Source organism: Bifidobacterium aesculapii (genome assembly GCF_001417815.1).
In the GTDB taxonomy this organism is placed as follows: domain Bacteria; phylum Actinomycetota; class Actinomycetes; order Actinomycetales; family Bifidobacteriaceae; genus Bifidobacterium; species Bifidobacterium aesculapii.
On record NZ_BCFK01000004.1, the window covers coordinates 1 to 26,474 of the forward strand.

Consider the following 26,474-nt stretch of genomic DNA (forward strand, 5'->3'; position numbering starts at 1 on the left):
GGGGGGGCCCACACCGCGGGGATGCCCCCCCCCGCCGATGCCGTGCCAGACGTCGAACGTGTTGATGACGTAGGCGGGGTCGCTCCAGCCGAACGCCACATACCAGATGAGGAACGCCGCGAAGCAGGTCGCAGCCAGCGGCGGCTTCGCCGCGACCATCCTGATCAGGGCGAGCAGCAGCATCACCGCCAACAGGGCGATGACCGTCGCTGCGGCGTAACGTAGCCATGTCAGACCGTAGGCGTCGATGTACAGCATGAGCCGTCTTGCCGCGGATACGAGCATCACGCCGGTGGCGGCGATGAGACCGATCAGCATCGCGGCCAGCGCGCGCGTGCGCCGCGCGTAGGCGAGCGTCAGCGCGAATATGATGAGGTTGATCGCCGCCACGGTCAGCAGCTGGAAGAAGCCGCTGCGCGCGTATTCGGCGTAGGTCAGCCCGTCCGGCAGGCCCGCACCGGCGAACAGGAACGTGAACTGCACCGCGCAGAACACGGCGTACACGGCGAGGACCATGCCCAGCACGAGAGTGGTGACGACGCCGTCGAACCGCAGGTCGGCATGCGTGCCGTACAGCCGGCGTGCAGCGGGGGAATCGTCGTCCATGTTGGCCAGGAGGCTGTACGTGAACGGCATGGGCAGCAGCGTCCACGCGGCATGCATGCACAGGGAGCCCGGATCGATGTCTCCGATGATGTGCGTGAGCGTGTAGCGGAACACCATGTCCGCGCCGGACAGCAGCGTCAGCAGCGCGATGAGCAGCGGCACGGCGATGAGCAGCGCCACGCCCGCCTTGCGCAGCATGCCCCGCATATCTCGGGCGCCATCGTCTGCCGTCGGGCCCGAGCCGTCCGCAAGCCCGCGCAGCATGCGCCCCGCGGCGTTGATCGCACGGCCGAAATCGCCAAGCCGGGTGAATGGTTTGACCACCCATCCCGCGAACCAGTTGACGACGATGCCGAGCGGGCGGTGCACGTCGTACAGTCCGCTCGCGAGCTGGGCGTGCAACATGAGCAGGGACGGCATGGCCACGAGGATGGTGATCGCCTCGAATTCGGTATTGCCGTGGAACCGCGTGTTCGCCTCCATGGTCCACAGCGCGAGTGCGGCCATCGCGGCGTCCACCAGCCAGATCAGCGGTCTGGACAGGGTCTCGCGTGGGTGCAGCGCCGTCACGATCGCGGCGCACAGCAGCCAGAAGACGGCGAGCGGCGCCTGGAATCCGAAGATGGACGCCCATAGGGGCGGCTCGATCATTGTGGTGATGACGAGCCGGTCGAACAGCAGCGGGATGAGCAGCGAGGCGCCGAGCAGCATGAAGGCGCGGCGGGTCTTGGGGCGCGTACGAGCGTCGTAGGGTCGAGTGTTCGTGATGCCCTGAAGGTTTCCGGTGGGAGAAGGCGCCGGCGACGCTGGCGGTGCCGGCATCGCCGGCGCGGGCGGCGTCTTGTCCGCAGCCGGTCGTGTCTTCGTCACGGTCTTCCTCTGCTGGCGTGACGTGCTCGGTTGCATGGTGTTCGTGGCGTCCATCGCGTGCCTTCCTTTCTGGGGCGTATGCCGCGGTCATGTTCGGCTTATCGGAGGAACCGCGTTCAGCCTATCCGTTCCGGCGTGGCGGCCCGTGCGTGGATTGACGATTCTTCACCAAGATGACATATCGAAAAACGATATGTTATTATCGAAACGCAGTGCAATCCTACTGTGTGACGATAGATAATAGGTGAGGTATGCGATTGCCAGACGATCGTCGTCCGGCAATCGGCGCAACGGCAAGGAGTGAATCATGGTCGACACGTCGAATGAGATATGGCCCGAATACCATCCCGCCGCCATAGCGGTGCTCAAAGGACTCATCGTGGTCATCGAGATCGGATGCATGTGGGGGCAGGTCGTACTGGTCGTCGCCTCGGGCGACTTCATCCAGATGTATCCCGAGTTCGCGCCCGCCCGATGGCCGTACGCCATAGCCGGAATCCTCGGCGTCCTGTGCTTCGAGGCTGCGCTGGTGCCCCTATGGCGTCTGCTCACCCTGGTGAGGCGGCGCGACGTCTTCTCCGGCAAGGCCGTCACGTGGACGAACGCCATCATTGTGTGCGCGTTCGCCGAGGCCGCGGTCGTCGTCTTCGTGCTGCTGTACGGTTCCCTCGCCCAGTTCCCATATCGCGATCCCTCCAGCGGGCAGTACGTGGATCTGACCATGGGCTCCGCCGCGCTGGGGCTGGCGTGTCTTGCGGCGCTGCTGCTCATCACGGCGTTCGTGCTGCTGCTCGTCGTCATGCGCTCGCTGCTCGTGACCGCCATCGAACAGCGCAACGAACTCGCGGAGGTGATCTGACATGGCCATCCGCGTGAACCTCGACGTCATGCTCGCCAAACGGCGCATGGGCGTCAACGAGCTCGCCGATCGCGTGGGCATCACGCCGGCCAACGTCTCCGTGCTCAAGAACGAACGCGCCAAAGCCATACGGTTCACCACGCTCGACGGCATCTGCCGCGCGCTCGACTGCCAGCCCGGCGACATCCTCGAATACGTGGACGAGCGCGAACCCCGGTGAACGGCGGCCCTCCGCCGCGCCCTGCGTGGGGTGTGCCGTCATGCGCCGCCCGCCCGTCTGCCGACGCGCCTGCGTGACGCGCCGGAACATGGCGACATCCCCGGGGACCTCTAGTATGTACGAGCGTACATATACGATGCCCGGCGCCGCACGCTGCGCCACATATTGTCCGAAGGAGGGCCGATGGCAAGCCTGCTGCTCGCCGTGATCTACATAGCATTCATCAGTCTGGGACTGCCGGACGCACTGCTCGGCGCGGCATGGCCCACCATGAGCCAGGATCTGGGCGCATCCGTCTCATGGGCAGGCGGCATCTCGATGACGATCTCCGCGGCCACCATCTGCTCCGCACTTCTGAGCGACCGCATGACCCTGCGGTTCGGCGCGGGCCGCGTCACCGCCGTTTCCGTCGGCGTGACCGCCGCCGCGCTGTTCGGCTTCTCCTTCGCCCCCAACTACTGGGTGCTGGTGCTGCTCGCCATCCCATACGGCCTCGGCGCGGGCGGCGTCGACGCGGCGCTCAACAACTACGTCGCCATCCACTACGAAAGCCGCCACATGAGCTGGCTGCACTGCATGTGGGGAGTCGGCGCGCTCATCGGCCCCTATGTGATGGGCTACGCGCTCGCCGGAGGCCAGGGCTGGCCATGGGGCTACCGGTACATCGGATTCCTGCAGGTGGCCCTCACCGCGATCCTGATCGCCAGCCTGCCGTTGTGGAAGTCCCGCCGAAAGAACCCGGTCTCCACGCACGCCGAAAACGCCGCCCCGCAGCACTCCGAACGCAAGCCGCTCGGCCTCAAAGGCGTGCTCGCCATCCGCGGCGCCAAGGAGATCCTCGTGATGTTCCTGTGCTATTGCGCCATCGAGCAGACCGCCATGCTGTGGGGATCCAGCTACATGGTGCTCGGCGAAGGCATCGACAAGACCACGGCCGCCCGCTGGGCCAGCCTGTTCTGCATCGGCATCACCGTGGGCCGGGGCTTAAGCGGATTCATCACGATGAAGCTCTCCGACCCGGCCATGATCCGTCTCGGCCAGGCGCTCATCGCCGCCGGCGTGATCATCATGCTGCTGCCGCTGCCGAACCATCTCGGCGTGCTCGTCGGCCTCGTCGTCATCGGACTCGGCTGCGCGCCCGTCTACCCCTGCGTCATCCACTCCACCCCCGGCTACTTCGGCGAAGAGAACTCCCAGGCCATCGTCGGCGTGCAGATGGCGTTCGCCTACGTCGGCTCCATGCTCATGCCGCCGCTGTTCGGCCTCATCGCCCAATACGTGACCATCGGTCTGTTCCCGTTCTACCTGCTCGCCTTCCTCGTGCTCATGGTCGTCATGCACGAAAGCCTGCGTCGCAAGCGCGGCGGCGTGCGCCCCGAGTCCGTCGACTGACCGCTTCCGGCGTCCGGCGTGCCGTACGCATCGTCGTTGCCGCGCCGCGTCCGCCGACGCTCGCCGGACGTGGCGCGCCTGAACCGCCTTCGGGTAGGCCGTGCGTGTCGCGGTCCGCGCCGAAGACCATAATCGAACATATGTGCGAATGTTTGGAACCGTTCTCCGCGCCCACGCGGGAATGGTTCCGGCATGCCTTCGGTGCGCCCACCGAAGCGCAACGCGAGGCATGGCCGGCGATCCGTTCCGGCAGGGACGTGCTCGTCATCGCCCCCACCGGCTCCGGCAAGACCCTCGCCGCGTTCCTCTCCGCCATCGACCGACTGATGGCGGCTCCATCCGCGGCCGGCGGCGCCAAGCCGGAACAGGGGGAAGACGGCTCCAGCTCCGATTCCGGTTCCCGATCCCGAGCCGCCGCCGGCCGTACCTCCGGCACAGGCCGCACGCGGGGCGCACGCCGTGGCACCGCCCTGCGACGCGGCGTCAGGATCCTCTACATCTCGCCGCTCAAAGCGCTCGCCGTCGACGTGGCGAAGAACCTCGAAACGCCGTTGGCCGGCATCGCCGCGCAATGCGGGTCGATGGGGCTTCCCGCCCCCGCCATCCGCGTCGCCACGCGCAGCGGCGACACCACGCCGAAGGAACGACGCGCCATCACCACCCATCCGCCGGACATCCTCGTCACCACACCCGAATCCCTCTACCTGATGCTCACCTCCCAGGCGAGACGCATCCTGAAGACCGTGGACACCGTCATCGTCGACGAAGTGCACGCGCTCGCCGGCACGAAACGCGGCGCGCACCTCGCCCTGAGTCTCGAGCGTCTCGACGACCTCATCGCGCACGCGAAAGGGCATGCGGGAGATAAGCCGGGCACCGCGTCCGATGCGACCGATGACGGCCGTGGTGGGGAGGCGTCCGGTCCCGCCGTCTGCGTCCGCGCGCAGCGCATCGGCCTGTCCGCGACGGTCAATCCGCCCGCCGAAGCGGCGCTGTTCCTCGGCGGCGCGCATCCCGTCACCATCGTCGACTCCGGCTCGCGTCCCGCCATGAGCCTGAACGTCGTCGAACCGTTGGCGGACATGCGCGATCTGCAGTCCGCGAACGTGCCGAGCCGGGCGGGAGGCGTGGACGCAGAAGGCCGAGCGGCGCCGCCCATCAGCGGCGTCACGCCGGCCATGCGGCGCCTCGCCGAACGCCGCGGGCTCGTCGGCGGCGAGACCGGCGGCGCGGCGGACGCGCACGGCGGAGCCCCGCGTCCGGCCGGAGCTGCGACGTCCACGGCGGATTCTCGCGCCATCGTCGGCGCGGCCGGCGACGGCGCCACCGGGTCGATATGGCCGGCGGTGGAACGCAGCGTGCTCGACGAAATCCTCGCGCACCGCACCACGCTCGTGTTCGTCAACTCGCGCGGCCTCGCCGAAAAACTCACCGCACGGCTCAACGACCTGTACGCCGAACGCCGGGGAAGCGGCGCCGGCGGGGGAGAAGTCGGTGCGGCGCACGCTGCGGCAGGCGCATGGGTCGCAACGTCGCTCTCGCCGATGCCGATCCCGTCGTCGCCGGAAGGGCGCGAGGGATTCGCCGCGCACTACGACGCGGTCGTGGGAGGCACCACGCAGCTCGTCGGCTCGCATGGTCCGGACGATGTGATCGCCATGGCCCACCATGGTTCCGTATCCAAAGACCGCCGCAAGCAGATCGAGGAACGACTCAAACGCGGCGAACTCAGGTGCGTCGTCGCCACGAGCAGCCTCGAACTCGGCATCGACATGGGGTCGGTCGATCTGGTCATCCAGATCGCGCCGCCGTTGTCCGTCGCATCCGGACTGCAGCGCGTCGGACGCGCCGACCACCATGTCGGCGGCGTCTCGCACGCACTGTTCTACCCGTTGACGCGCGAACAGATCATCGGTGTCGCAGCCGGCATCGAAAGCATGCGCGCAGGCGCCATCGAGCCCTTGGCCATGCCGCGCAACCCGCTCGACATCCTCGCGCAGCAGACCGTGGCCGCCGCTGCGATGGACGACCTCGACCCGGATGTGTGGTTCGCGACCGTGCGCCGGGCCGCGCCGTTCGCGGCGCTCGACCGAGGCATGTTCGACGCGGTCCTCGGCATGCTCACCGGCGCCTACGACACCGAGGAGTTCTCCGCGTTCCGGCCGCCGCTCATGTGGAACCATGACGTGAACCGTGTGGCCGCACGTCCCGGCGCGCAACGGCTCGCCGTCACCTCCGGCGGCACCATCCCCGACCGTGGTCTGTACACGGTGGTCCTGCCCGAAGCGGACGCCGGCAAAGGTCGGCGGCGCGTCGGCGAACTCGACGAGGAGATGGTCTACGAGTCACGCGTCGGCGACATCATCACCCTCGGCACCTCCACCTGGCGGATCGAGGAGATCACGCGCGACCGCGTCGTCGTCACGCCCGCACCCGGCCGCACCGCGCGACTGCCGTTCTGGCACGGCGAGGAATCGGGGCGCGACGCGGGATTCGGACGCGCCAAAGGGCGTTTCGTGCGCGAGACAGCTGCCGGGCTCGTCGATGCCGAAGCCGTCGTCGGCCTCGCGGAAGACGACGCCGACAGAGAGCCCGCCGGAGGGGACTCTGCCGGAAGGAACGGCGCCGCAGGAACCTCACAGACAAGCCGGAACCATGCTTCGGAACCAGGGCGCGGCAAGACGTACGGCAGCCGTCGGCCGCATTTCACACCCGCCATACTCCGACGGTTGCACGAGGACGGCCTCGACGGCAACGCCATCGACAATCTCGCCCGGTTGCTCGCCGAACAACAGGCCGCGACCGGCGTCGTGCCATCGGATATGACCATCGTCATCGAACGATGCCCGGACGAGGAAGGCGACCTGCGCGTCATCGTGCACTCGCCGTACGGCCGCCGCGTGCACGAACCATGGTCGATGGCTGTCACCGCGCGCATGCGCCAACGCTACGGGTTCGACGGTCAGGCGTACGCGGCCGACGACGGCATCGTCCTACGCATACCCGACGGCGTCGGCGCCATCGACATCCGCGGACTGCTTCTGTTCGAGCCGGACGAACTGCGCCGCCTCATCGAAACGCAGGTGGGCGAGAGCGTGCTGTACGCGGCGAAATTCCGCGAATGCGCCGCACGTTCCCTCTACCTGCCACGCACCGAACCCGGCCGGCGTGTGCCGCTGTGGCAGCAGCGTCTGCGCGCCGCGCAACTCCTCGCCGCCGCGCGCACACGCCGCAACTTCCCGCTCCTGCTCGAAACCGCGCGCGAATGCCTGCAGGACGTCTACGACCTCGACGCGCTGCGCGACCTCATGGAGCGGCTGCGCGCCGGGACCATCGCACTGGCCGATGCGACGACCGAGACGCCGTCGCCGTTCGCCGAGAACCTGCTGTTCGGATTCGTCGGCTCGGTCATGTACCAGTACGACGTGCCGCAGGCCGAACGCAACGCCGGCCTGCTGTCCATGGATCCGGACGTGCTGGAGAAACTGCTCGGCGACACCGACATGTCCACCGTGCTCGACGCGCAGGTGGTCGCCGAAGTCTCGCAGGAACTGGCGGCACGCACGTTCTGGAACGAGCTCGACGCAGCCGACGTGGCCGGGCGCGTCACCCGATACGCGAAGACGCACGGGCCGTTTACCGCCGACCGTATGATCGCCGACCTCGGCATCGACGCCGAAACCGCCGTGCGCACGCTGGACGAACTCCATGCGCGCGGCGAAGTGATGCGCGGGCGGTTCGTCGCGACGACGAACGACGGGGACGACGGCGTTGCCGGTGGCGGTGATGGTGAAGGTGTCGGTACCGATGCTCGCGTCGGAGACGGAACCGTGCAATGGCTGCACAAGGACGTGTTCCGGCGCATCCGCGCCCGTTCGCTCGCCAAAGCGCGCGAAGCGGTCAAACCGGTCGCGCCGGGCATCTATCAGGCGTTCCTGCTGGACAGGCAGGGCGTCGGGCCGGTCGGCGGGGAACGGTACCACGGCGTTGACGGACTCATGCGCGTCATCGAACAGCTTGAAGGCGTGGCATTGCCGGCCGCGGTGTGGGAATCCTCCGTGTTCCCCGCACGCGTGGCCGATTATGCGCCCCCGATGCTCGACGAACTCCTCGCCGGAGGCGAGATCGTGTGGGTCGGTTCCAAGACCGGTGCGACCGATGCCCGCGAACCTGGTCTGATCGCGTTCCATCCGGCCGATTCGATGCTGCTCGCCGAAGGGGGAACGACGGCGCAGACGGAGCAATCGGATGAGAGTGGTCGAGCGGGCGAGAACGGACGACCGGGCGGAACCGGTCAGACCGCGGACCGTGGTCGCGGCGAGTATGGACGCACCATGCCGCAGGCCATTCTCGACGTACTCGCCTCGGGAGGCGCCTACCACGCATCGCAACTGGGCGCGATGGTCCGTGAGCGTCGGCGGCTTCCCGAAACGGTTCCGGGAGCGGGCATCGGAGCAGACGTTGCATCGCCTTCGGCGGCGGATGGCCTGCCGGATGGGCAGCCGGCCGAAATCGTGGACCCTGACACCGGCGAAATCCTGGAGGAAAGTGCCGGTGAAGTGCGTGGGGCCGGTGGGGCCGCCGTTCCCGGGCATGGCGAATCCGCTTCAGGGGACCAGTGGGGGCAGGACGACTGGGACTGGTCGCAGCGCCAGTTCGAGGAGGCGTTGTGGTCGCTCGTCTGGCAAGGCGAAGTGACCAACGGTTCGTTCATGCCGGTGCGCGCGTTGTGCGCCGGCACCCGTACGGTGCGCACGCCCGCGCGCGCGTCACGCCGCCGCATTCGCATCCAGACCCAAACGCCGATGACGCTGTCGGGTCTATGGTCGCGCGTGGAAGGCGGCATGGGCGGGCCGGCGATGGACACGTCGACTGAGCCGATGAATGCCGGACCGGTGGTTGGGCGGAATGCCGGACCGGGAAACGGACTGCCACAGACCGGGAGCGCAGGTGCCGGCGGAATCGCGGTCGCGCCGGAACGGCGGGCCATCGAACAAGTGGAGATCCTGCTCGACCGGTACGGCGTCGTCGCGCAGCCGCTCGTCGACAAGGAAGGCGTTTCCGGCGGGTTCTCCGCACTGTACCCCGTACTCAAACGCATGGAGGAGCACGGCCGGCTCGTGCGAGGCATGTTCGTGACTGGTTTCGGCGCCGCCCAGTTCGCCGAACACGATACGGTGGACGCGTTGCGCGAGGCGACGGGCCATATGCGTTCGCCGGTCGCCCTGAGCGTGCTCGACCCGGCGAACCTCTACGGTTCGGCGCTGCGATGGCCCGGCGTGCCGCACGGCGCCGGCAAACCCACGCGTCGTGAAGGCGGACTCGTGGTGATCGCGGCGGGGGAGACGGTCGCCTACGCGACGCCGAAATCCAAGCATCTGACGGTGTTCGCGGACGAAGCGGTGAACGGATTTGATGCGGCGAACGGAGCCGATGCGGTTCCGGGTGCTGATGCCGGCGGCGGCATCAGCACCGAAGCGGGCGATGACCGGCTGCGTCTCGGGTTGACGGAACTCGCCTATGCGTTGCGCCGCTGCGGCCCCGGCACGGTCACGTTCGCCGACGTGAACGGCGCGGCGCTGAACGCCCGCAGCCCCTATGCACGCGTGCTGCACCAGGCGGGATTCACCCCGGTGCCTCAAGGCATGCGTTTGTACTGATGCATTGAGGCCGTCGGCGATGATGGCGGCCTCAACGTGGTGCCCGAAACCCGTGTCATCGTTTTCCGCAGCTCAACGGTCATGTGCTGGTCTGTGGGCTGGGGTCCGTGTGCCTCGCGCCGTGCGCGATCGGCGCCTGATCGGCCGCACGGCCTCGCCGACGTTCAGATCACGCGGAACGCGTCGTCGTGGCGCGTCAGGTTCAGGCCGGCGTTGCGCAGCTTGCGGTCGAGCGTGTAGAGCGCGTTCCTGATCAGGCCCTCCTCGGTGAAATAGCCGCCGATGCTGTGCTGCAGTTCATCCAATCCGACGAATCGCCCGTTCGCCTCCACCAGCGCCTTCAACACGTCGTACTCCAACCGGGAAAGCGGCATCGGGCGGTGGGTGCTCGCATAATACGCCTTGCGGTTCGCCAGATCCAAGGTGAGGTCTCCGCGGATGAGCATCGACTTCGCGCCAAGACCCGTGGATTCGCGCGACAGCATCTCGACATAGGCGAGCAGTTCCGTATCCGAGAACGGCATGCGCAGAATGGCGTCCGGCCGCGGTTCCGTGGACTGGGTCTTCGCTTCGTCCGCATCGGTGGAAGCCTGAACATGGCCGGCATCTTGCACAGGTCCGCCGCCTTGCTTCTCACGCGCCCCTGTTCCGGCGGATGCGGTCATGGCAGAGTCGTCCGTGGCGGCCGACGTGTCTTGTGCTCCGGAGATATCGAACCGGGCTTTTCGCAACAGCGTGGTCGTGGCGAACAGCAACGTGCGCGGATGGGGTGACACGGCTTCGATCTGGGTAAGCAGCGAGGACGAATCGATGACGACGACATCGAACGGCTCATCGGTGTTGTGCAACGCATGGCCGACGGCCGTGCCGAACGCGTTGACCAATTCGGGTTCCATACAGGTCGCGGCATACCCGGCACGGGTGAGGGTGCCATCGACGGCACGGGACAACGCCACATCTCCAACAGCCACCAGAAGTCTCATAATCGCCTCCCGAAGCTCAGTGTAGTAGCAGCCGTCCGCCCGTCATATCGGCAACATGACTATATGGGCGCAGCATTGGGCGCGGCCCATCAATACGTATGCGCATAGATGCCGCACCCATGCGCATGGGATGCATGATGCCGGCGGCGCTGGAGACGTACGCGCCGCATGTCGCCGCACCCATGCGCATGGGACGCCGCACGAGTGTGATGCTGTATCGGCTTCTGCGCAGTCTGCTCGATGACCTGCGCGATACGCGCGTGAACCTGTACGATTCGTATGCGAACCTGCGCAGTGTGCCTGCGAACCTGCGCACAGGGGTGCTGAAGAACGCCGGTTCCCAGAGGCCGTGTCGGAAGACGGAGCATTGGAATATCAAGGAAACAACGATGCCTGTATGACGGATTGCCGACCGTGCTACTCGACTCCTATGCGCAGGTTGCGCGTCTGATCGCGCAGGTTGAGTGCTCGACTGCGCAGGTTGCCTCCGATATCGTGCAGGTTGCATGTCTGATTGCGCAGGTTCATGGATTCCAACGGTGGGAGGCCACGTCGCCACGAGGCCACGCCGCCGTGAAATGCCCCGGTAGACTGGGGAACATGAGTCCGACGAGGGCCGTCGGATGGAAGGGATGCCATGCTCGATTTCAGCAGCGCTTCGTTCACCAAGATGGACCACGTCGGTGTTGAGGATGCGGCGGTGACGCTTGACGGTCTGCTGCTCGACGGCGAGACGATACGCTACGCATACAAGGGCGCACGCAATTGGGTGGTGTTCACCGACCGCCGTCTCATCGTCATCACCGTACAGGGGATGAGCGGCAAGAGAAGGGACTACACCACGCTGCCGTACGCGAGCACCCATGCGGCCAGCGTGGAGACGACCGGCGGTTTCGATGTGGATGCCAAAATGGATCTGTGGTTCGCCGATCTGGGATTCGCCATGCTCGGTGGTCTGGCCGCACCGTGCAGGATCCGTCTCGAGTTCGCGCCCGGCATCGACGTGCGCGAACTCGAACGGTTCGTCGTCGGCAAGATGCTCTAGCGCCGCCGCCTCATCGCCGCAAGTGCTTTCTCTTATTGCACCTACCCCATAGAATAATCGCTGAGGAAGGCCGTACGGGCGCGAGTCAACGGAGAGGAACAATGCGATGATGCAGGAGATGCAAGGTCGGGTCGGGCTCGTATTCTCGGACGAGCCTTCAATCGAGGATGAAACCGAGCGAAGAAGATGGGCATGAGGACTGGGGGCACGGACGAGGGCGTGACCGGAAACGACGGTGCGGAAGCGTCGCGTCGCTCGCTCATCGGCCGGAGTACGCGACTGCGCGTGGCCATCGCGGAGACGCTGGCGCACATCGAGGAGGTCAGACAACAAGAGATACCGCAGATCAAAGCCGACTACGCGACCAAGATCGGCGTCTGGAACGCGCGTCTGATCACCGCTCAACTGGCCGCACGGCGCGCCAAACGTCGGTGCGCGCTGGCCCGAGTCTTCTCCAATCAGGGGAGGACGGTCAACGCGACACATATCACGAGGCAACTCGATGAGGAATTCGCCGAATGGAAGCAGCGCGTCGCTCAGGAGACCACGCGGCTGCGCCATCTGCTGAAATGGCGCGGTGGCATGCGACCCATGAATCCGGCGAAAGCCAATGAACTCAACAAACTGTTCCGCAGATTGGCGCGACGCTTCCACCCCGACCTGTACCCCGGAGACGAGGAACGCGCCGACTACTACGCCACGGCGCAGAACGCGTTGGCCTGCGGCGATCTGGAAGTCCTGCGGGCGTTGGACGTCGCCACAGCCCACATGGCCGACGGCGTCGACTATTCGCGTCTGACCGTGGATGAGCTCATGGTCGAATGCGAACTGCTCGAGGACCATCTTGCCTCATGCAAGGCGAAACTTGCCGAAATGACCTCCACCGAACCGTACACATTGCGCGACAAGCTCGCCGACCCGGAATGGGTGAGTGCAACAGTGGATGGGCTGCGGACGCGGGTCGAGGCGTTCGAACGGGAACAAGCCCGATATGATGAGGAATACCGCAGACTGGTCAAGGAGGACTGAGCGATGACGCAGACGCAGGGAATACATGAGACGCCGGATATACCGGATATGCGGCATGGGGCAAACGGGCCTGCGCAGGCGGGGGCCGTCGATGACGGGCATGTGCCGGCGGAACTCGTAGCGCTCGCCGACGACGGATTCTCATTGGCGTCGTTCACGGGGTCGAACGGCGGTCTCGGACTTCCGCAACCGTATACCACGACCATCGTGCTCATCGACCGCACGTACCTGGTGGGCGGGCGCGGATTCGGCGGCAGTGGCGCGGATGACGACATGCTTGGACACATCCGCGCCGCCGGCCACGAGACGCATATCACGTTGCGCCGCGAGCCGGACGACATCGCCGACCCGTGGACGGTGGAGGCGCTGGTCGGCGACGCGTCCATCGGGTTCGTGCGCGCGCACGAGAACGAGATCATCGCGCGTCTGATGGACGCGGGCAAGCACGTGTACGCGCATTATCTGGAGACGGAGACGCTCGGCGAATACCACCGCATCTGGGTGCGGCTGGTGATGGAGGATTGACCGGCCATGGTGTTCGATGCGAGCGACAATCCGCTGATCAACGCGCACGACGACATTCCCGTCATAGACTACGGCGACGTGTACTTCCTCTACGACGATCCGGTGGTCGGTCCCATCCTGCCGCTGCTGTTCATCACCATTGCGGTGCGGGACGCGGACGGTACGATCGGACGCGACCGGATCGCCTGCTACCCCGACTACGAGTACGTACCCATCGAACCCGTGGGTATCGGGCACGCGGACGAGGCGGAAGAGGGCGTTCCGTTCTACGATGCGGGCACCGCGGAGGACGACTACTGCCATGAGGCCGACATCAGCGATCCGGACGGATACGAGGCGCTGCATTACGGCGGCATGTACTACGAGGAGGGCATGGGCTACACGCGGCCCGAAGACCGTCAGGCGCGCGTCGACTGCTTCAAGGCGGCGGAGATCCTGTACCGGCATGCCGCGGGCCGCGGGAACCCGATCGGATGGCTGTGCCTCGGCTACGTGTACGCCTACGACCGGTGCGAAGGACAGTATTACCGTTCGTATTTCGACACGGTCGGTGAGGTTCCGGCGAAACCGGACACGGACGTGCTGGCGTACGAGTGCTTCCGTCACGCTGCCGAAGCGGGCATCGCCGAAGGATGCTACAAGCTTGGCGACATGCTGACGGAAGGCAAAGGCTGCGCCGTCGACTACGCGAAGGCGCTCGACATGTTCCTCAAATCGTACCGGTACGGCCGTGAAGGGTCGCCGCGCATCTGGGGGAGCGTCGCGTTGCGGCTCGCGCGCGCGTACGCGAACGCCCGCGGATGCGCGTTGGACTACGAGCGCGCGCTCCACTGGTATACGATCGCGTGCACCGGGCTGGAACTCGAAGTGCGCGACGGCGGCGCCGCATACGACGCCCGACTGTGGGAGGCGGAGGCCGGCGTCATGGACATGCGTCAGGCGCTCCGGCTGGAGAGGGGCGCTGCGGAAGCGGCGGAATAGGCGAGTGGTGGCCGACTTCCGCGCACGCCAGCGTATGTCCGTTCCGTGTTCGCATCCGTCCGTGCGTCCGCGTGCGCTTCATGCGCCCGCGCGGACGCATGAAGCCGGCCGACGTTGCCGTGCGTCCGTCACCGGACGCGCACGTCAACGTCACCGGAAACTGATGCCGCCTTTATGCCCGGTCGCTTTGAACGGCATCGCGCGCCGGCCGTTGCCGGCGAACGTGCTGCCGTTGGTTTTCGCATGGAACGTGTTTCCGCCTTTGACGGTCGCCTTGCCTTTGCCGACTGTGGATTCCGCGAACCGGTTGCGTTTCGGTTGCGGCCACCCGCGCTCGCCGCCGGTCATGCCGGCTCCACGGTTCGCGTATTGCCGTCGGTTCCGGTCTGGGACGCCTCGGCGTCCGCGGCCCGTCGCCGTTCGGCACGGAGCTGGAGGATGGTGACGGCGACCCAGGTGAGCGTCGTCAATAGCCGTAGCGTCAGACGGGTGGCGTTCCGGTCTTCTTTCGTGAATTCGACGATGGTCGACACCGCGTTGGTCGCCGTCGCCACCATGCACAGGGTGGAGGTTTTCGGTATTCTCATGCACCCCAGTGTAGGCGACGCCAAGCCGGTGGCGTGAGTGTATGGCGAGATCGCCGCGCATTCACGGCGAAACCGACGCGCTCAGTACAGCTCCTCGAAGATCTTGCGCACGCGCGCGGCGTCGAGCGGTACGTAGTTGTTGCGCATCAGACGCTCCTGCGTGGTCATCACGCGGGTTGTGAACTCGGGCAAATCCTCGCGGGTCACGCCGTACTCGTGCAGCGCCTTCTTCGGCAGCAGCTGGTTGATGAGATTCTCCAATTCGTCGTACACCTCGGCCACGTCGCAGCCGAGAAGTCCGGCGAGCACGCCGTTGAGTTTCGCGATCTCGCCGTCCGGCTTGATCTCCATGTAGTTGCGCAGCACTCCGGTGAACATCGCGTAGTTCGATTCGCCGTGCGGCACATGGTATTTGCCGCCCAGTTGGTAGCTCAACGCGTGCACGGCCGCGCAGCCGCCCGTATCGAAGCTGATGCCCGCGTAGTCGGATGCGATGAGGAAGTCGGTCATCAGCTCGTTGCGTTTCATGCGGCGCGCCTCCTCGTCGCCGTCGGGGCCGCCTGCCTTGACGATCGCCTGATAGCCGCCCACGATCATGCGCATCGCCTCATAGCCGAACAGCCGCGTGTACGGCGTCGCGTTCGGGGAGAGCGTGGACTCGACCGAATGCACGAGCGCGTCGAGCGAGCTCGTCATGAACACATGGTCCGGCAGGCCGTACAGCAGCTCGGGGATGAGCACCGCATGGTCGGCGAACATCTCCGGTCCGGCAATGCCTGCCTTGCAGCCGAGCCGTGTGCGGTTGATGGCCGCGATCTCCGTGACCTCGCTGCCCGTGCCGCATGTGGTGGGCACCAGCACGAGCCCCACCGTGCGCTTGAAGTCGGGCAGATGGTCGATGACGTCGTCGATTGACGCGCCGCCCGCCACGGCCACGATCTTCGACATGTCCATCACCGCGCCGCCGCCGATTGCGACGATGCGGTCGTAATCGAACGCCTTCGCGTCCTCGATGATTGCGTCGATCATCACGTCGGTCGGTTCCTGGTTGCCGTACTTGTCGACGAGCAGCACGTTCGCGCCGTTCAGATACGGCTTGACGAACGCGTCATGGATCATGCCGATGGTGACGACCAGATCATGCGGGCCGAGTCGGAACTCCTCGGCGAACTCCCTGACCGTGTCGAACTGGTGGATGTCCTTCGGCCCTACGGTGAGCATCTTCATGTTGTTGCCTGTCTTTCCTGAACGTCGGTGTCGCGTCGTTTCCGGACCCCGCTGGCATGGGATGCTAGTCCCGCGCCGTATCGGCCATGTTGCGCCGAAGACACGTGCCGTGTCGGCGGAACCCGATGCCGCGGTGAGAGCGGCCTCTCCACACGTGGCGTATATGAGGATTCTGACCTGAGTGTGGAGCATCACTGCTCCACGCAAACCGGCAAAGGCTCAAATACTCCGGCGGCTGCCAGTATGCGGCCGACGACGTGCTGATGGTCATGTCCGCTTCCCGGGACAACATCATCGTCGACGCGCAGCTGCTTCACGAGCGGGCGGAAAGGTAACGGTTTGAGTGCACGGAGTGGCTGGTGCTGATTCGATAGAGTGCTATGCGCTCGGACAAGTGCTCGGGCAAGGTATTGACCTGATTTAGGTGTGTCGTGGCCTAATGGCATCCGCCCAATACAGGCCAATACAACCGGTAGAAGTCGCAATGCGGCGGGCATCCCTGATGCCCGCCGCATTGCGACATGCGTTATGCGTCGTGGTTTCGCATGGTGATATCGGTTGCTCGGATCGCGAGGACGGTATCAGTGTGTGACGGACCGCGCCAGCCAGTCGCCGACCCACTGGATGACCTGCACGAGCACAATCAGAATCACCACTATGATGACCAATACGCCGGTCTCGTAACGGTTGTATCCGTATTGGATCGCCATGTCGCCGATGCCGCCGGCTCCGATGGTGCCGACCATCGCCGAATATCCGATCAGCGAGATGACCGTCAGCACCACGCCTCGGATGAATGACGGCAGCGCCTGTGGGAACACCGCGCCGACGATGATCTGCGGGATCGTGGCCCCGGTGGAGACGGCTGCTTCCAGCAGTCCGGGATCGACCTCGCTGAACGCGCTCTCGGCCACGCGGGCGAAGAACGGCACCGCTGCGATGGACAGCGAGATCGCGCCGCCCGTCGGCGTGTACGGGTCACCGATCAGCAGCTGGACCAGCGGGATGAGCACCACCATCAGGATGAGGAACGGCAGGGAGCGAATGGCGTTCACGATGAATCCGACCACCGTATTGACCGTCGCATTGGGCGTGAACAGACGGTTCTCCGTCACATACAGCAACAGCGCGATCAGGGTGCCGAGCACGACACCGATCACGGTGGCGATGACCACCATATATGCGGTGTCGAGCAGCGCCTTGCCGAGGTTGTCCTGAAGAATCTGCAATGTCGAGTCCATGGTCACGCCTTCCTTTCCGAACCCGAGCCGCCGCCGGCAGCCAGCGCTTTTCGATCGAGCTTTCGGAATCCGAACACGCGGGACCGCAGCGTGTCCAGCGCCTCCGGCACTGCGCTATCCGGCCCGGAGACCAGCACCAACAACGTGCCGATGGCCTGCGCGCCGAAATACTCCACATTGGCGTGCAGCACGTCGATCGATACGTCGTGCTCGCGCGCGACGCGGCTGATCAGAGGTTCGAGCGCATCGTCCCCCTTGTACCTGAGTTCCACGATGATGCCGGACGGCAGCGAAGTGACGAGCTGCGGTGGGATGGCGACGCCCAGATAACGTTCCACCAGCGCGCGCGTGGTGTCGTGCCGTGGTTCGGCGAATACATCGAACGTGGCGCCCTGCTCGACGATCCGTCCCTCCTCCATCACCGCCACATGGTCGAACACGGCCTTGGCCACGTCGAGCTGGTGTGTGATGAAGACGATGGTGATGCCGAGCTCGCGGTTGATGCGTTTGAGCAGGGCGAGAATCTCCTCCGTCGTCTCGAGGTCCAACGCGCTGGTGGCCTCGTCGCATAGGAGAATCTCCGGTTTGTTGGCCAGCGCCCGTGCGATGGAGACGCGCTGCTTCTGCCCGCCGGACAGGCTGGATGGGTAGCTGTCGAGCTTGGTTTCGAGGCCGACGAGGTGCAGCAGTTCCTTGATGCGGTCCTGCCGCTCGCTCTTCGGCCATCCGCCGGCTTTGAGCGCGAACTCTATGTTCTCACGGACGGTGACGTTGGTGATGAGGTTGAATCCTTGGAATATGAAGCCGATTCGCTTGCGCAGGTCGCGCAGTCGGCTCCCCCTGCTCTGCGTGACATCACGTCCGTCGATGAGCACACGGCCGGACGTGGGACGTTCGAGCAGGTTGATGGTGCGTACCAAGGTGGATTTGCCCGCGCCGGAGAATCCGACGATGCCGTAGACTTCACCGCGCGCGACGGTGAGACTCACGTCCCGGACCGCCTCGATGTCCTTCCCGCGCTCGTGGAAGGTGACCGAGACGTGATCGAGGATGATGGCGTCGTCGGCTCCTCCTGCAACTGCCGTGCCGGTGCCGCTGGCGCCGTCCCTACCGGCACCGGCGATGACGTTAACGTCGCTCATGCCGCGATCACCCGATCACCAGGTCGTGGGCTTGCCGAAGTCGGCGAACTCGCTGTCGGCGATCGCCTGCTTGAATTCGTCGGAGACCAGCAGGGCCTTGACCTTCTTGCCGAAGTCACTGTCGGCATCCGAAGTGCGCACGACGAACACGTTGATCACACCCTCGGACTGCTTCTCCATGGCGAGCGCCTTCTTGGGCTTCAGGCCGGCCGCCCATGCGAAGTTGCCGGGCACGAGGCTCACGTCCACGCTGTCAAGGGCGCGGGCGAGCTGCGCGGCGTCGATCGGCTTGATGACAAGGTTCTTCGGGTTGGTGGCGATGTCGTTGACGGTGGCCTTGGCCGGATCGACCTCGCCCTTCAGCGTGACCAGTCCCTGCTGTTCAAGCACGCCGAGCGAACGGGCGAGGTTGCTGCCGTCGTTGGCGATGGCGACGGTGGCGCCGTCCTTGATCTCATCGATCGACGTGAACTTCTTCGAGTAGATGCCGAGGCCCAGCGTGGGCACTTGGCCGAGCGAGGTCAGATCGAGGTGGTTGTCGGAGGAGAACTTCTTGAGATAGTTGATGTGCTGGAACAGGTCGGCTTGAATGGACCCGGAGGCGAGTGCCTTGTTCGGTTGCACGTAGTCGTTGAACAGCTTGGTGCTCAGCTCGTACCCGTCCTTCTTGAGCAACGGCGCGATGACCTTGGTGGTCATGTCGCCGTAAGGGCCGGGCGCCACGCCGACGACGATCTTCGTGGTTTTACCGCTTTCCGGTTTGGCGATCTGATCGCCGGCGGCCGAACCTCCCGATGTGGCCGATGCGTTGCCGCATGCGGCGAGTCCGGAAAGCGCCGCGATGGCGACGACTGCCGCGATGGCACGGCGCACTCCTGTGACGAGCAGCCTGGTACGGCCTTGTTCGTTGGTGGCAATGGACATGATTCCCCCTGTGATGATCTGTGATGGTGTTGATGCTGAAAAACGATGGTGACTGATAGGTGATTGAACGGTGATTGATATGGAGGTTGGGCCGGTGGGCGATCATCCCGCTTCAGAAGCCGCGATCACGAGGCCAACGCGGCCGCGGTGTCCTTCGCGAGCTGTTCGGCGTTGAGACGCGCCTCCTCGGCGACGTCCGGATGATGGATGGCGTAGGCCAGTTCGGCGAGGTGCACCTCTTGGACGAGGAACTCGTTGAGCGGACACTCGTAGCCGTGATCGCGCCCAAGCCGGGCGATGTACCCGTTGATGTAGTCGACCTCCGTCGGACGCCCCTTCGTCAGGTCCTGGTACATGGACGGGTAGTGAAGCGGATGCGCGACGCCTGCGGTGTGCAGGATCGTCTCGACCTCGCTTTCACGGGTGCCGAGCAGGGTGATCCCCGCATGTTCGGCGGCGGAGTACGCCTCGTCGACCAGCCGTTCGGTCATCCACTTCGCACCGGGATGCGAGTGGAACTGGCCGAACCGGATTTCGTACATCGTGCACAATGTGTTGAGGACTGAGTTGAACACGATCTTCGCCATGCACATGCCGAGGAAGTTGCCGACGATGGTCGGGTTGAGCGTGGCGGCGGCGAAGTCGGCGTGGATCTCCCGCTCGAGATCCGTGACCCGCTCGTCATAGGCGCACATGTTCATCGCCTTGGCGTGCTTTCCGCCGGTGAAATTCACATCGCCCGGCCCGTACACGTACGCGCCGATCAGGGCGGTGCCGCCGTAGATGCGGTCACGGGAGAAGTATTCGTTGAGCTTTTCGAAGTGTCCGTATCCGTTCATCGCGGAGAACACGACCTGATGATCGCGGAACAGGTGGGCGGACCGTTTGAGGAAGCCGTCCAGCTGCTGCTGTTTGACGAACACGATCCACACATCCGGATCGCCGTGGTAATCCTCCGGATAATGGATGTCGATCGGTACGAGATGACGGTCCTCGCCGTCCTGGGAGACGTAGACGCCTCCCTGTTCACGGATCCGCTCGACGTTCGGACGCCATGTGTCGATGAAATCGACCTTCCTGTGGGCGAACTCCTGCAGGAGCACTCCGTATTGGATGCCCATGCCGCCCGAACCGAGCACCGCATATGTCAATGCCAAAGTAGTCCCCTTCCCTTTGCAACGCCGTACGATTCCCCCGAGCCGTACGACTTGAAAAGCATGCTAGAGGATTCCTCGGCCCGAATCCACGGCGTGGCTATAGGTAATGCTTATGGAATGCGCAAACGGTAATCTTCCCGCAACACCGCGGGCCGGTTCGTAACATACGGGGCGTTCGCGCTGCTTCTTCGCGGACGGTAGTGATGATGGCTCCGATTGCGCATATCGCAAGCATAACAGCCATGAGACACGGTAAAACCGCACGGAATCCATGGTTTATGGCAAGGCCCGGAAGAGCAATCCCCCCGGGCCTTGCCATAAGCCCAGACGTGACGGTGGACGGGTATCAGCGACGACGCATGCGGTTGGCGGCCGTGAGCATGGCGCCTGCAGCGAGGAACAGCATCGTCATGACCGCGAGACCGTTGGCATCGGCGCCGGTGTCGGACAACTTGCCGTTCGTCGCCGTGGCCTTGTGGTTGCCGTTGCCGGGCTCGGTCGCGGCTCCGCCATTGGCCCCATTGTCGGAGTTGTTGCCGTTGGCGTTGTTGTTTCCGGCACTGTTGTTGTTGCCGCCGTTCGGCGTTGTCTGCTTCACGACGACCTGCGCCTGCTGGCCGGGCTCCACGCTGACCACGTTGCCCTTGTCGTCGATGGTGACCTTGGAGCTGAAGGCGGCGGCGAGGTTCAGACGCTGCCATCCGTCGGAAGTGGAGTCGAGCGGGTAGCCGGACTTGATTTCCGTGCGCGCCAGGACTTCACGGCGTTGGTCGGCGTTGAGCGTCGGGAACACGGTGCGCAGCAGCGCTTCGGCGCCTGCGGGGACGCGAGCCGGCTGGGTGGTATCGGAGACCGGGGCGAAACCGTACGTGAGACGCTGCGTGTACACGTTCACCGCGGACTTGACGTCGGTGACCTGTTCGGTGGCCACAGAGTCCGTGTCCAGATCCTTATAGCCGTTCGTGGTGTTCGCCTTCGTATTGGCGATGATCTCGTCCAGCGTGTTGCCGTAACCGGCCTCCTGGCCGCGCTTGGTCAGGTAATCGCGCAGCTCCTGCTGTGCGGGCTTGAAGACCTGCTTGTAGAACACGTCGTCGTTGAGGCGACCTGCCGCGGAAGCCTCACCCACGATGCGGCCGCCGATGACGTCCAGAGGGTAGTGCACGCCGAGCACGATGCGGTTGTTGCCGCCTTCGGCGGCGCGGGCGGTGATCTGCGGCGCGAATTCCGGCATCATCGCGGCGAGCGTCAGACCGGACGTGTAGAACGCCATCGTATGACCGGAGGGGAAGGACTCGGATGCAACCAGACCGCCGTAACCATTACCTCGGTCGACGTTGCGGAAGTCGTCGTGGAAGCCGGGTGCGCGCTTCAATGCCAGCGCTGGAGCCAGACCTTTCAGGTCGTTTTCGCCGTTGGCGCTGCGGTCGATCGCATCACCTTCGGCGGTGTTGAGCGACGGACGCGGGTAGTTGAAGCCGTGCTTCGCGCCGGTGACCGGAATGTAGTCGACCATGTCGTTGAGCAGCTTGCCGGTCTTGGACAACGGCACGTTGCCGCTCGCGTCCTGCTGGTATCCCTCGTAGAACCATTCGCCGATGATCGGGCCGAACGCATCCCAATAGGTTTCGCGGTTGTCCTGGGCTGCGTCAATCACGGCGCGCTGCTGCTGCGTGTAGTGGTCGTCGGCCTTCACGCCGGCGAGGCTATCGACGTCGGCCTTGTTGTTGATGGCGACGGTCAATTCGTCATTCTTGCCGAGGATCGCAACGCCTGCGTCGGTGACGCTGCCGCGGGAGGCGGTGGTCGCGTCGTTGTTCGGATTGTCGACCGGGGTCCAGTAGTTGTTGAACTCCTTGAGCAGCACCTGCGGATCGGCCTTGGTGCTGTCGGCGGGTAGGTGGCCGGCTGATCGTCGGCCATCGCCGGCACTGCGGCCGCAAAGCTTGCGGCGATGGTGGCGACGGCCACCAGACCGGCGAGCATGCGCTTGCCATGCGTGAATACGGACATTGTCCCCTCCTTGATTGATGTCTCTCTAACGCCGTGTACGGCAACGAAAGATGAGAACGTGGGCAATGGTGCGCGATGCAATCCATTGCACGCTCACCGCATGATGCTAGGAAGGCGACATGTCTCGTGTGGGTGCGACCCGTGAATGGCGCATTATCGGTCATTGAATACCGAAGGCCGGCACCGTATCCGCAGGTCGTGACTACAGGGACGGCGGTCATGAGGTTGAGGTGGAGAGGGACGATTCCGGACGCAAGAGAAAAGCCTGGCGGGGGAGCCGGGCTTTGAGGGGAGAGAAGAGAGGAAGAAGGGATTCAGTTATGCGGACTTGCGGCTTGGTTCCATATAACCTTGTCTGCACGTGCACGGTGTTGTCTCGCGTGCATAATGTGACCTGACCGGCCTGTAATCTACTCTATAATGTGCATTATTAAGGGTGATACATGCTCTATAATGTCAAAACGGTATGCGAAACACGCTCTATAATGTGCAATATGGGCGAGGGGAGGGGATTGTCGTGCTGAAGCGCAAAGCCATGGAAAAGCTTCTGTTCTGGAAGGAGCACAAAACCACCCAGGCCATGCTCGTGGATGGCGCCCGTCAGGTCGGCAAGACCCATCTGGTCAGACGGTTCGGCAAAGCCGCCTACAAGCATGTCGTCGAAATCAATTTCATCGACAATGAGGATGCGCGGGACGCGGTCAACGCGGCGCGCAACGCCAATGACCTTTTCCTTGCCATCTCGGCATACGCGGATGATGAGCTCGTTAAAGGCGAGACCCTGATTTTCCTGGACGAAATCCAGCAATGTCGGGAAGTCGCCACCAAAATCAAGTTCCTCGTGGACAGGTACGACGACTACGACTTCATTCTGTCCGGTTCGCTCCTCGGAGTGGAACTGAACAGCATCAGATCCGTTCCGGTCGGTTACCTCGACTCGATCACCATGTACCCCCTCGACTTCGAGGAATACTGCTGGGCGAACGGTGTGCCGTCCAACGTGTTCGATGAAATGCGCGATGCGGTCTCCGGACGGCGTGAAATCAACGACGCCGTGCACCGAAGGCTGACCGGACTGTTCCACGAGTACCTGATCGTCGGCGGCATGCCCGCGGCCGTCGCCGACTTCGTCGACGAACACAACGTGCAATCCCTGCGCACATACCAGCAGAACATCATCGCCCGCTATCGGGAGGACATATCCCAATACGCCGAGAGCATCGGCCAATCCCGCATCATCCGCAGGATCTATGATCTGATTCCCAGCGAACTCAATCAGCAGAACAAACGATTCAAAGTGACGAGTGTCGGCTCGGGGGCGAGATACGTAAGGTACCAGGATGAATTCCTCTGGCTTGTCGATGCCGGTGTGGCGTTGCCCGCATACAATGTGGATGAGCCGCGGTATCCGCTGATGTTGGCGGAACGCTCCAACCTGTTCAAACTGTTCCTCAACGATGTCGGTCTGCTGACCTGCATGTGCGGCATGGACGTGGTGCGTGACCTCATCAACGATAGGACCGACATCAATTACGGGTCGTTGTACGAGAACGTGGTCGCCCAAGAGCTGAAGGCCCACGGATACGATCTGTACTACTTCAAGAACAATGCGGTGGGGGAGCTTGATTTCGTCATCGAGCATCCCCAAGGCCTCGTGACGCCGATCGAAGTGAAGTCCGGCAAAACCTACAACCGACATAGTGCACTGAACCGGGCGCTCGCCACGCCGAACTACGGTATGCGACGCGGCATCGTATTCGCCGAATCCAATGTGAAGACGGGCGAGCGGGTCGATTATCTGCCTGTGTATGCCGTCTCCCTGCTGGAACGACGCTGACGGCATGACCGCAGCGTGTTCGGGTAACGGCGGTGGGCCAGCATCGCGGTGAGCGCAGCCATGGCGAGGCCGAACGCAATCGCCGCCGCCAGCGCCCAGACGAACGGGAGCCGCAAACACAGAAAGGTGAAGCCGTACAACAGGACGGGCGAGACCAGCAGATCGACCGTCTTCGCCAGTACCGTCCCTCCCAGCGTGCCGCCGCCGGATGCGAGCAGCATCTCCTCGATGGCGAACGCGGCCACGGGCGGCGCGACGAGCGCGAACGCCACCGCCGGAATCGGCATCGCCCCGTGCGCGGCCATCTGTCCGTCCCATGCCAGATACGCCATGAACAGCAGGATCATGGTCTCCGCGACAGCCATCGGCAGCAGGCTTTTCGCCAGACAATACGTGAACATCGGTCTGCCCGAGCAGCGGAACGACTCCATATTGCCGTCCCCGGCCCCGTCTCCGCCCAGCGATTGGTTGGCGTCCAATGTGCGCAGGGTGACGTACGTGGCGAACCATCCGGTGATCGGCGCGTACGCCATCGCGATTAACAGCCCGTCTGAGACGCCGAAATCGTTGCCGCCGTCCAGCACCAACGAGGAGAACGCCGCCGCTCCCAGCATCATCGTCATGAGGCACAGGGCGGATACGCCCCAGCAGAACGGGGAGGTGCGGAAGATGCGCCAATCGCGCCAGAGTATCGCCTTCATCGTGATTCCTTTCCTGTGGCTCCTGCGTTTTCCCGATATTCCGTCCACGTCACTTGTGCAGTCCGAAATCGACGTGTCCGCGTTCGCGGCCGAGCGTCGCCGCCTGCCGGAACGCCGCCTCGTCGGCGTAGTCCGCGACGGTGAGGTCGCGAGCCACCCGCTTGTCGTCGATCACGACCACGCGGTCGGCCACCTGACGGCAGTAGTCGAGGTCGTGCGTGATGGTGAGGATTGTGCGGCCGTCCGCCTTGAGCTGCCGCATCAGGTCGATGAGCAGCTGGCGGGTGATCGGGTCCACCGCGTTCGTCGGTTCGTCGAGCAGGATGAGCTTCGGGTCGAGCAGCATGCCCGCCATGATGCCCGCACGCTTGCGCAGTCCGGTCGATAGTTCCTTCACCTTCTTGTCGAGGTGTTCCTGAAGCTCGAACGCGCGTACCATCGGCAGTTCGTCGAGATGCTCCAGGTCGATGGGATGAGGGTTGTCACGCGTGGCGTACAGCATCGAGCGGAACCTGAGGTTCTCGCGCACGGTCATGGTCATCGCGAGATTGCCGGATTCGGTCAGTTGGAACACGTCGCGCATCGAATGGAACACGTCCGCGTTGATCGTGGCCGAACCGCGCTGCGGGCGCAGCAGTCCGGTGATGAGGGAGAACAGCGTGGTCTTGCCAGCGCCGTTGTATCCGAGGATGCCGAGCGACTGGCCTGCCGGCACGTCCAGATCGATGTGTTCGAGCACCGGCCTGTGCCACCGGTATCCGAACGTCAGATCGTGCACGCGGATGGCGAGGGGAGCGGTGGGGGATTCGGCCGGCGTGTCATCTGCGGTCGGGTTCTTGCTGGATACGGCATTCGCAATGCCGTGGTCGAGTGTCTGAGTGGTCATGAATATCGCCTTTCCGTGGAGGATGGTTTGCAACAGGGCGGTTGCCGCGACGATCAGCGCCGGTGCAAGGACCATTGCCATGTCTTGTCCGCCGTCTGCGAACGAGCGTAGCGACGGGACGAGCGACAGCGAGACGACCACGAATAACAGGGATATGACGATGGCGGGCGGCAGTGCGCAGACGAGTCGCATCGCAGGGTAGCGCCATGCCGCCCGGCCGCTCGCACGCATCATCGCGATGATTCCTTCCGCTGCGTCGTCGTGGAACGCCTCCCATGTCAGCGGTGCGAACGTGACGCCGATGACGGCGAACACGGTTTGGAACAGCGGCGATGCGACTTGCGCCGGCATATGGGTTTCGTCGATGAGCAGGACGATTGCCGTCGCGCCGATGACGGCGAGTCCGATGGCGAACTGCTTCGTCCAGTCGTGCCCCAATTGGGTGAGGTCCTTGTAGAGAATCGCGTTCATGATGTGCCTCGTGAATAGTCGTGAGGGTGATTGTGGGTAGGCTTGCGCGCGCCATGCCGTTCGACGGTGCCGTTTCGGCATGGCTCACGCGAGGGTTCTGGGATATGTGCGGATATGC

At 64.5% G+C, this 26,474-nt stretch carries 22 protein-coding genes; 10 read left to right on the forward strand and 12 right to left on the reverse strand.

Going from position 1 to position 26,474, the window contains the following annotated elements; all coding sequences use genetic code 11:
- On the reverse strand, window positions 1-1,530 hold a 1,530-nt coding region (locus BFAL_RS00925), incomplete at its 3' end, for a DUF4153 domain-containing protein (RefSeq protein ID WP_055426586.1).
- Window positions 1,531-1,783: 253 nt separating this feature from the next.
- Here BFAL_RS00925 and BFAL_RS00930 point away from each other — a divergent pair.
- The 4 genes from BFAL_RS00930 to BFAL_RS00945 all read left to right on the forward strand — a co-directional run bounded on the left by BFAL_RS00930 (window position 1,784) and on the right by BFAL_RS00945 (window position 9,607).
- The gene (locus BFAL_RS00930; RefSeq protein ID WP_055426587.1) at window positions 1,784-2,335 is read left to right on the forward strand and encodes a DUF2975 domain-containing protein; all 552 of its coding nucleotides are present in this window, start codon (window positions 1,784-1,786) and stop codon (window positions 2,333-2,335) included.
- Window position 2,336: 1 nt separating this feature from the next.
- Window positions 2,337-2,555 (forward strand): helix-turn-helix domain-containing protein, encoded by a 219-nt coding sequence (locus BFAL_RS00935; protein WP_055426588.1) that lies wholly within the window; start codon window positions 2,337-2,339, stop codon window positions 2,553-2,555.
- A gap of 183 nt (window positions 2,556-2,738) precedes the next feature.
- Window positions 2,739-3,947, forward strand: a complete 1,209-nt coding sequence (locus BFAL_RS00940; RefSeq protein ID WP_055426589.1) for an MFS transporter — start codon at window positions 2,739-2,741, stop codon at window positions 3,945-3,947.
- Window positions 3,948-4,087: 140 nt separating this feature from the next.
- On the forward strand, window positions 4,088-9,607 hold the full coding sequence (locus tag BFAL_RS00945; RefSeq protein ID WP_055426590.1) for an Lhr family helicase: 5,520 nt from the start codon (window positions 4,088-4,090) through the stop codon (window positions 9,605-9,607).
- A gap of 164 nt (window positions 9,608-9,771) precedes the next feature.
- Here the strand turns inward: BFAL_RS00945 and BFAL_RS00950 are convergent, their stop codons facing one another.
- On the reverse strand, window positions 9,772-10,578 hold the full coding sequence (locus tag BFAL_RS00950) for a response regulator transcription factor (protein ID WP_152973449.1): 807 nt from the start codon (window positions 10,576-10,578) through the stop codon (window positions 9,772-9,774).
- Window positions 10,579-10,727: 149 nt separating this feature from the next.
- On the opposite strand from BFAL_RS00950, the gene BFAL_RS00955 reads away from it, so the two are divergent.
- From BFAL_RS00955 to BFAL_RS11470, 5 genes are all read left to right on the forward strand, one after another.
- Window positions 10,728-10,991: a hypothetical protein gene (locus tag BFAL_RS00955; RefSeq protein WP_152973450.1), complete on the forward strand. Its 264-nt coding sequence runs from the start codon at window positions 10,728-10,730 to the stop codon at window positions 10,989-10,991.
- Window positions 10,992-11,227: 236 nt separating this feature from the next.
- The gene (locus BFAL_RS00960) at window positions 11,228-11,635 is read left to right on the forward strand and encodes a PH domain-containing protein (protein ID WP_055426593.1); all 408 of its coding nucleotides are present in this window, start codon (window positions 11,228-11,230) and stop codon (window positions 11,633-11,635) included.
- Window positions 11,636-11,827: 192 nt separating this feature from the next.
- Window positions 11,828-12,664, forward strand: coding sequence for a J domain-containing protein (locus BFAL_RS00965; protein WP_055426594.1), 837 nt, complete (start codon window positions 11,828-11,830; stop codon window positions 12,662-12,664).
- Between the two features lie 3 nt (window positions 12,665-12,667).
- Entirely contained in the window at window positions 12,668-13,189 is a 522-nt protein-coding gene (locus tag BFAL_RS00970; RefSeq protein ID WP_152973451.1) for an HIRAN domain-containing protein, read from the forward strand.
- 6 nt (window positions 13,190-13,195) lie between these two features.
- Window positions 13,196-14,170 carry a tetratricopeptide repeat protein gene (locus BFAL_RS11470; protein ID WP_236691611.1) on the forward strand — a complete coding sequence of 325 codons (975 nt, stop codon included), beginning with the start codon at window positions 13,196-13,198 and terminating at the stop codon, window positions 14,168-14,170.
- 150 nt (window positions 14,171-14,320) lie between these two features.
- Here the strand turns inward: BFAL_RS11470 and BFAL_RS00980 are convergent, their stop codons facing one another.
- The 8 genes from BFAL_RS00980 to BFAL_RS01015 form a co-directional block, all read right to left on the reverse strand.
- Window positions 14,321-14,518, reverse strand: a complete 198-nt coding sequence (locus BFAL_RS00980) for a hypothetical protein (RefSeq protein ID WP_055426596.1) — start codon at window positions 14,516-14,518, stop codon at window positions 14,321-14,323.
- The gene (locus BFAL_RS00985; protein WP_152973452.1) at window positions 14,515-14,757 is read right to left on the reverse strand and encodes a hypothetical protein; all 243 of its coding nucleotides are present in this window, start codon (window positions 14,755-14,757) and stop codon (window positions 14,515-14,517) included. Before BFAL_RS00985 ends, BFAL_RS00980 begins: the two co-directional genes overlap by 4 nt.
- Window positions 14,758-14,838: 81 nt before the next feature.
- Window positions 14,839-15,984 (reverse strand): 4-hydroxybutyrate dehydrogenase, encoded by a 1,146-nt coding sequence (locus BFAL_RS00990; RefSeq protein ID WP_055426598.1) that lies wholly within the window; start codon window positions 15,982-15,984, stop codon window positions 14,839-14,841.
- Between the two features lie 581 nt (window positions 15,985-16,565).
- On the reverse strand, window positions 16,566-17,225 hold the full coding sequence (locus tag BFAL_RS00995) for a methionine ABC transporter permease (RefSeq protein WP_055426599.1): 660 nt from the start codon (window positions 17,223-17,225) through the stop codon (window positions 16,566-16,568).
- A 2-nt stretch (window positions 17,226-17,227) separates the two neighbouring features.
- The gene (locus BFAL_RS01000) at window positions 17,228-18,367 is read right to left on the reverse strand and encodes a methionine ABC transporter ATP-binding protein (RefSeq protein WP_082440238.1); all 1,140 of its coding nucleotides are present in this window, start codon (window positions 18,365-18,367) and stop codon (window positions 17,228-17,230) included.
- Between the two features lie 15 nt (window positions 18,368-18,382).
- Window positions 18,383-19,291, reverse strand: a complete 909-nt coding sequence (locus tag BFAL_RS01005; RefSeq protein ID WP_055426600.1) for a MetQ/NlpA family ABC transporter substrate-binding protein — start codon at window positions 19,289-19,291, stop codon at window positions 18,383-18,385.
- 125 nt (window positions 19,292-19,416) lie between these two features.
- Window positions 19,417-20,442: a ketopantoate reductase family protein gene (locus tag BFAL_RS01010; RefSeq protein ID WP_055426649.1), complete on the reverse strand. Its 1,026-nt coding sequence runs from the start codon at window positions 20,440-20,442 to the stop codon at window positions 19,417-19,419.
- 352 nt (window positions 20,443-20,794) lie between these two features.
- Window positions 20,795-22,315 carry a phosphatase PAP2 family protein gene (locus BFAL_RS01015; protein ID WP_055426601.1) on the reverse strand — a complete coding sequence of 507 codons (1,521 nt, stop codon included), beginning with the start codon at window positions 22,313-22,315 and terminating at the stop codon, window positions 20,795-20,797.
- Window positions 22,316-22,996: 681 nt separating this feature from the next.
- On the opposite strand from BFAL_RS01015, the gene BFAL_RS01020 reads away from it, so the two are divergent.
- Window positions 22,997-24,298 (forward strand): ATP-binding protein, encoded by a 1,302-nt coding sequence (locus BFAL_RS01020; RefSeq protein ID WP_160319007.1) that lies wholly within the window; start codon window positions 22,997-22,999, stop codon window positions 24,296-24,298.
- Here the strand turns inward: BFAL_RS01020 and BFAL_RS01025 are convergent.
- Complete coding sequence (locus BFAL_RS01025; RefSeq protein ID WP_055426602.1) at window positions 24,256-24,999, reverse strand: hypothetical protein; 744 nt, start codon at window positions 24,997-24,999, stop codon at window positions 24,256-24,258. The genes BFAL_RS01020 and BFAL_RS01025 overlap by 43 nt on opposite strands.
- 49 nt (window positions 25,000-25,048) lie before the next feature.
- Window positions 25,049-26,356 (reverse strand): ABC transporter ATP-binding protein, encoded by a 1,308-nt coding sequence (locus tag BFAL_RS11475; RefSeq protein ID WP_236691612.1) that lies wholly within the window; start codon window positions 26,354-26,356, stop codon window positions 25,049-25,051.
- Window positions 26,357-26,474: the final 118 nt, after the last annotated feature.

Coding starts and splice junctions, on each gene's coding strand:
- BFAL_RS00960 (WP_055426593.1), top strand. CDS start 11,228: ATGCTCGATTTCAGCAGCGCTTCGTTCACCAAGATGGACCACGTCGGT.
- BFAL_RS00955 (WP_152973450.1), top strand. CDS start 10,728: ATGCCGGCGGCGCTGGAGACGTACGCGCCGCATGTCGCCGCACCCATG.
- BFAL_RS00990 (WP_055426598.1), bottom strand. CDS start 15,984: ATGAAGATGCTCACCGTAGGGCCGAAGGACATCCACCAGTTCGACACG.
- BFAL_RS00985 (WP_152973452.1), bottom strand. CDS start 14,757: ATGAGAATACCGAAAACCTCCACCCTGTGCATGGTGGCGACGGCGACC.
- BFAL_RS01000 (WP_082440238.1), bottom strand. CDS start 18,367: ATGAGCGACGTTAACGTCATCGCCGGTGCCGGTAGGGACGGCGCCAGC.
- BFAL_RS00965 (WP_055426594.1), top strand. CDS start 11,828: ATGAGGACTGGGGGCACGGACGAGGGCGTGACCGGAAACGACGGTGCG.
- BFAL_RS00980 (WP_055426596.1), bottom strand. CDS start 14,518: ATGACCGGCGGCGAGCGCGGGTGGCCGCAACCGAAACGCAACCGGTTC.
- BFAL_RS00930 (WP_055426587.1), top strand. CDS start 1,784: ATGGTCGACACGTCGAATGAGATATGGCCCGAATACCATCCCGCCGCC.
- BFAL_RS11470 (WP_236691611.1), top strand. CDS start 13,196: ATGGTGTTCGATGCGAGCGACAATCCGCTGATCAACGCGCACGACGAC.
- BFAL_RS01005 (WP_055426600.1), bottom strand. CDS start 19,291: ATGTCCATTGCCACCAACGAACAAGGCCGTACCAGGCTGCTCGTCACA.
- BFAL_RS00940 (WP_055426589.1), top strand. CDS start 2,739: ATGGCAAGCCTGCTGCTCGCCGTGATCTACATAGCATTCATCAGTCTG.
- BFAL_RS00995 (WP_055426599.1), bottom strand. CDS start 17,225: ATGGACTCGACATTGCAGATTCTTCAGGACAACCTCGGCAAGGCGCTG.
- BFAL_RS00935 (WP_055426588.1), top strand. CDS start 2,337: ATGGCCATCCGCGTGAACCTCGACGTCATGCTCGCCAAACGGCGCATG.
- BFAL_RS00970 (WP_152973451.1), top strand. CDS start 12,668: ATGACGCAGACGCAGGGAATACATGAGACGCCGGATATACCGGATATG.
- BFAL_RS00945 (WP_055426590.1), top strand. CDS start 4,088: ATGTGCGAATGTTTGGAACCGTTCTCCGCGCCCACGCGGGAATGGTTC.
- BFAL_RS01025 (WP_055426602.1), bottom strand. CDS start 24,999: ATGAAGGCGATACTCTGGCGCGATTGGCGCATCTTCCGCACCTCCCCG.
- BFAL_RS01020 (WP_160319007.1), top strand. CDS start 22,997: ATGGAAAAGCTTCTGTTCTGGAAGGAGCACAAAACCACCCAGGCCATG.
- BFAL_RS11475 (WP_236691612.1), bottom strand. CDS start 26,356: ATGAACGCGATTCTCTACAAGGACCTCACCCAATTGGGGCACGACTGG.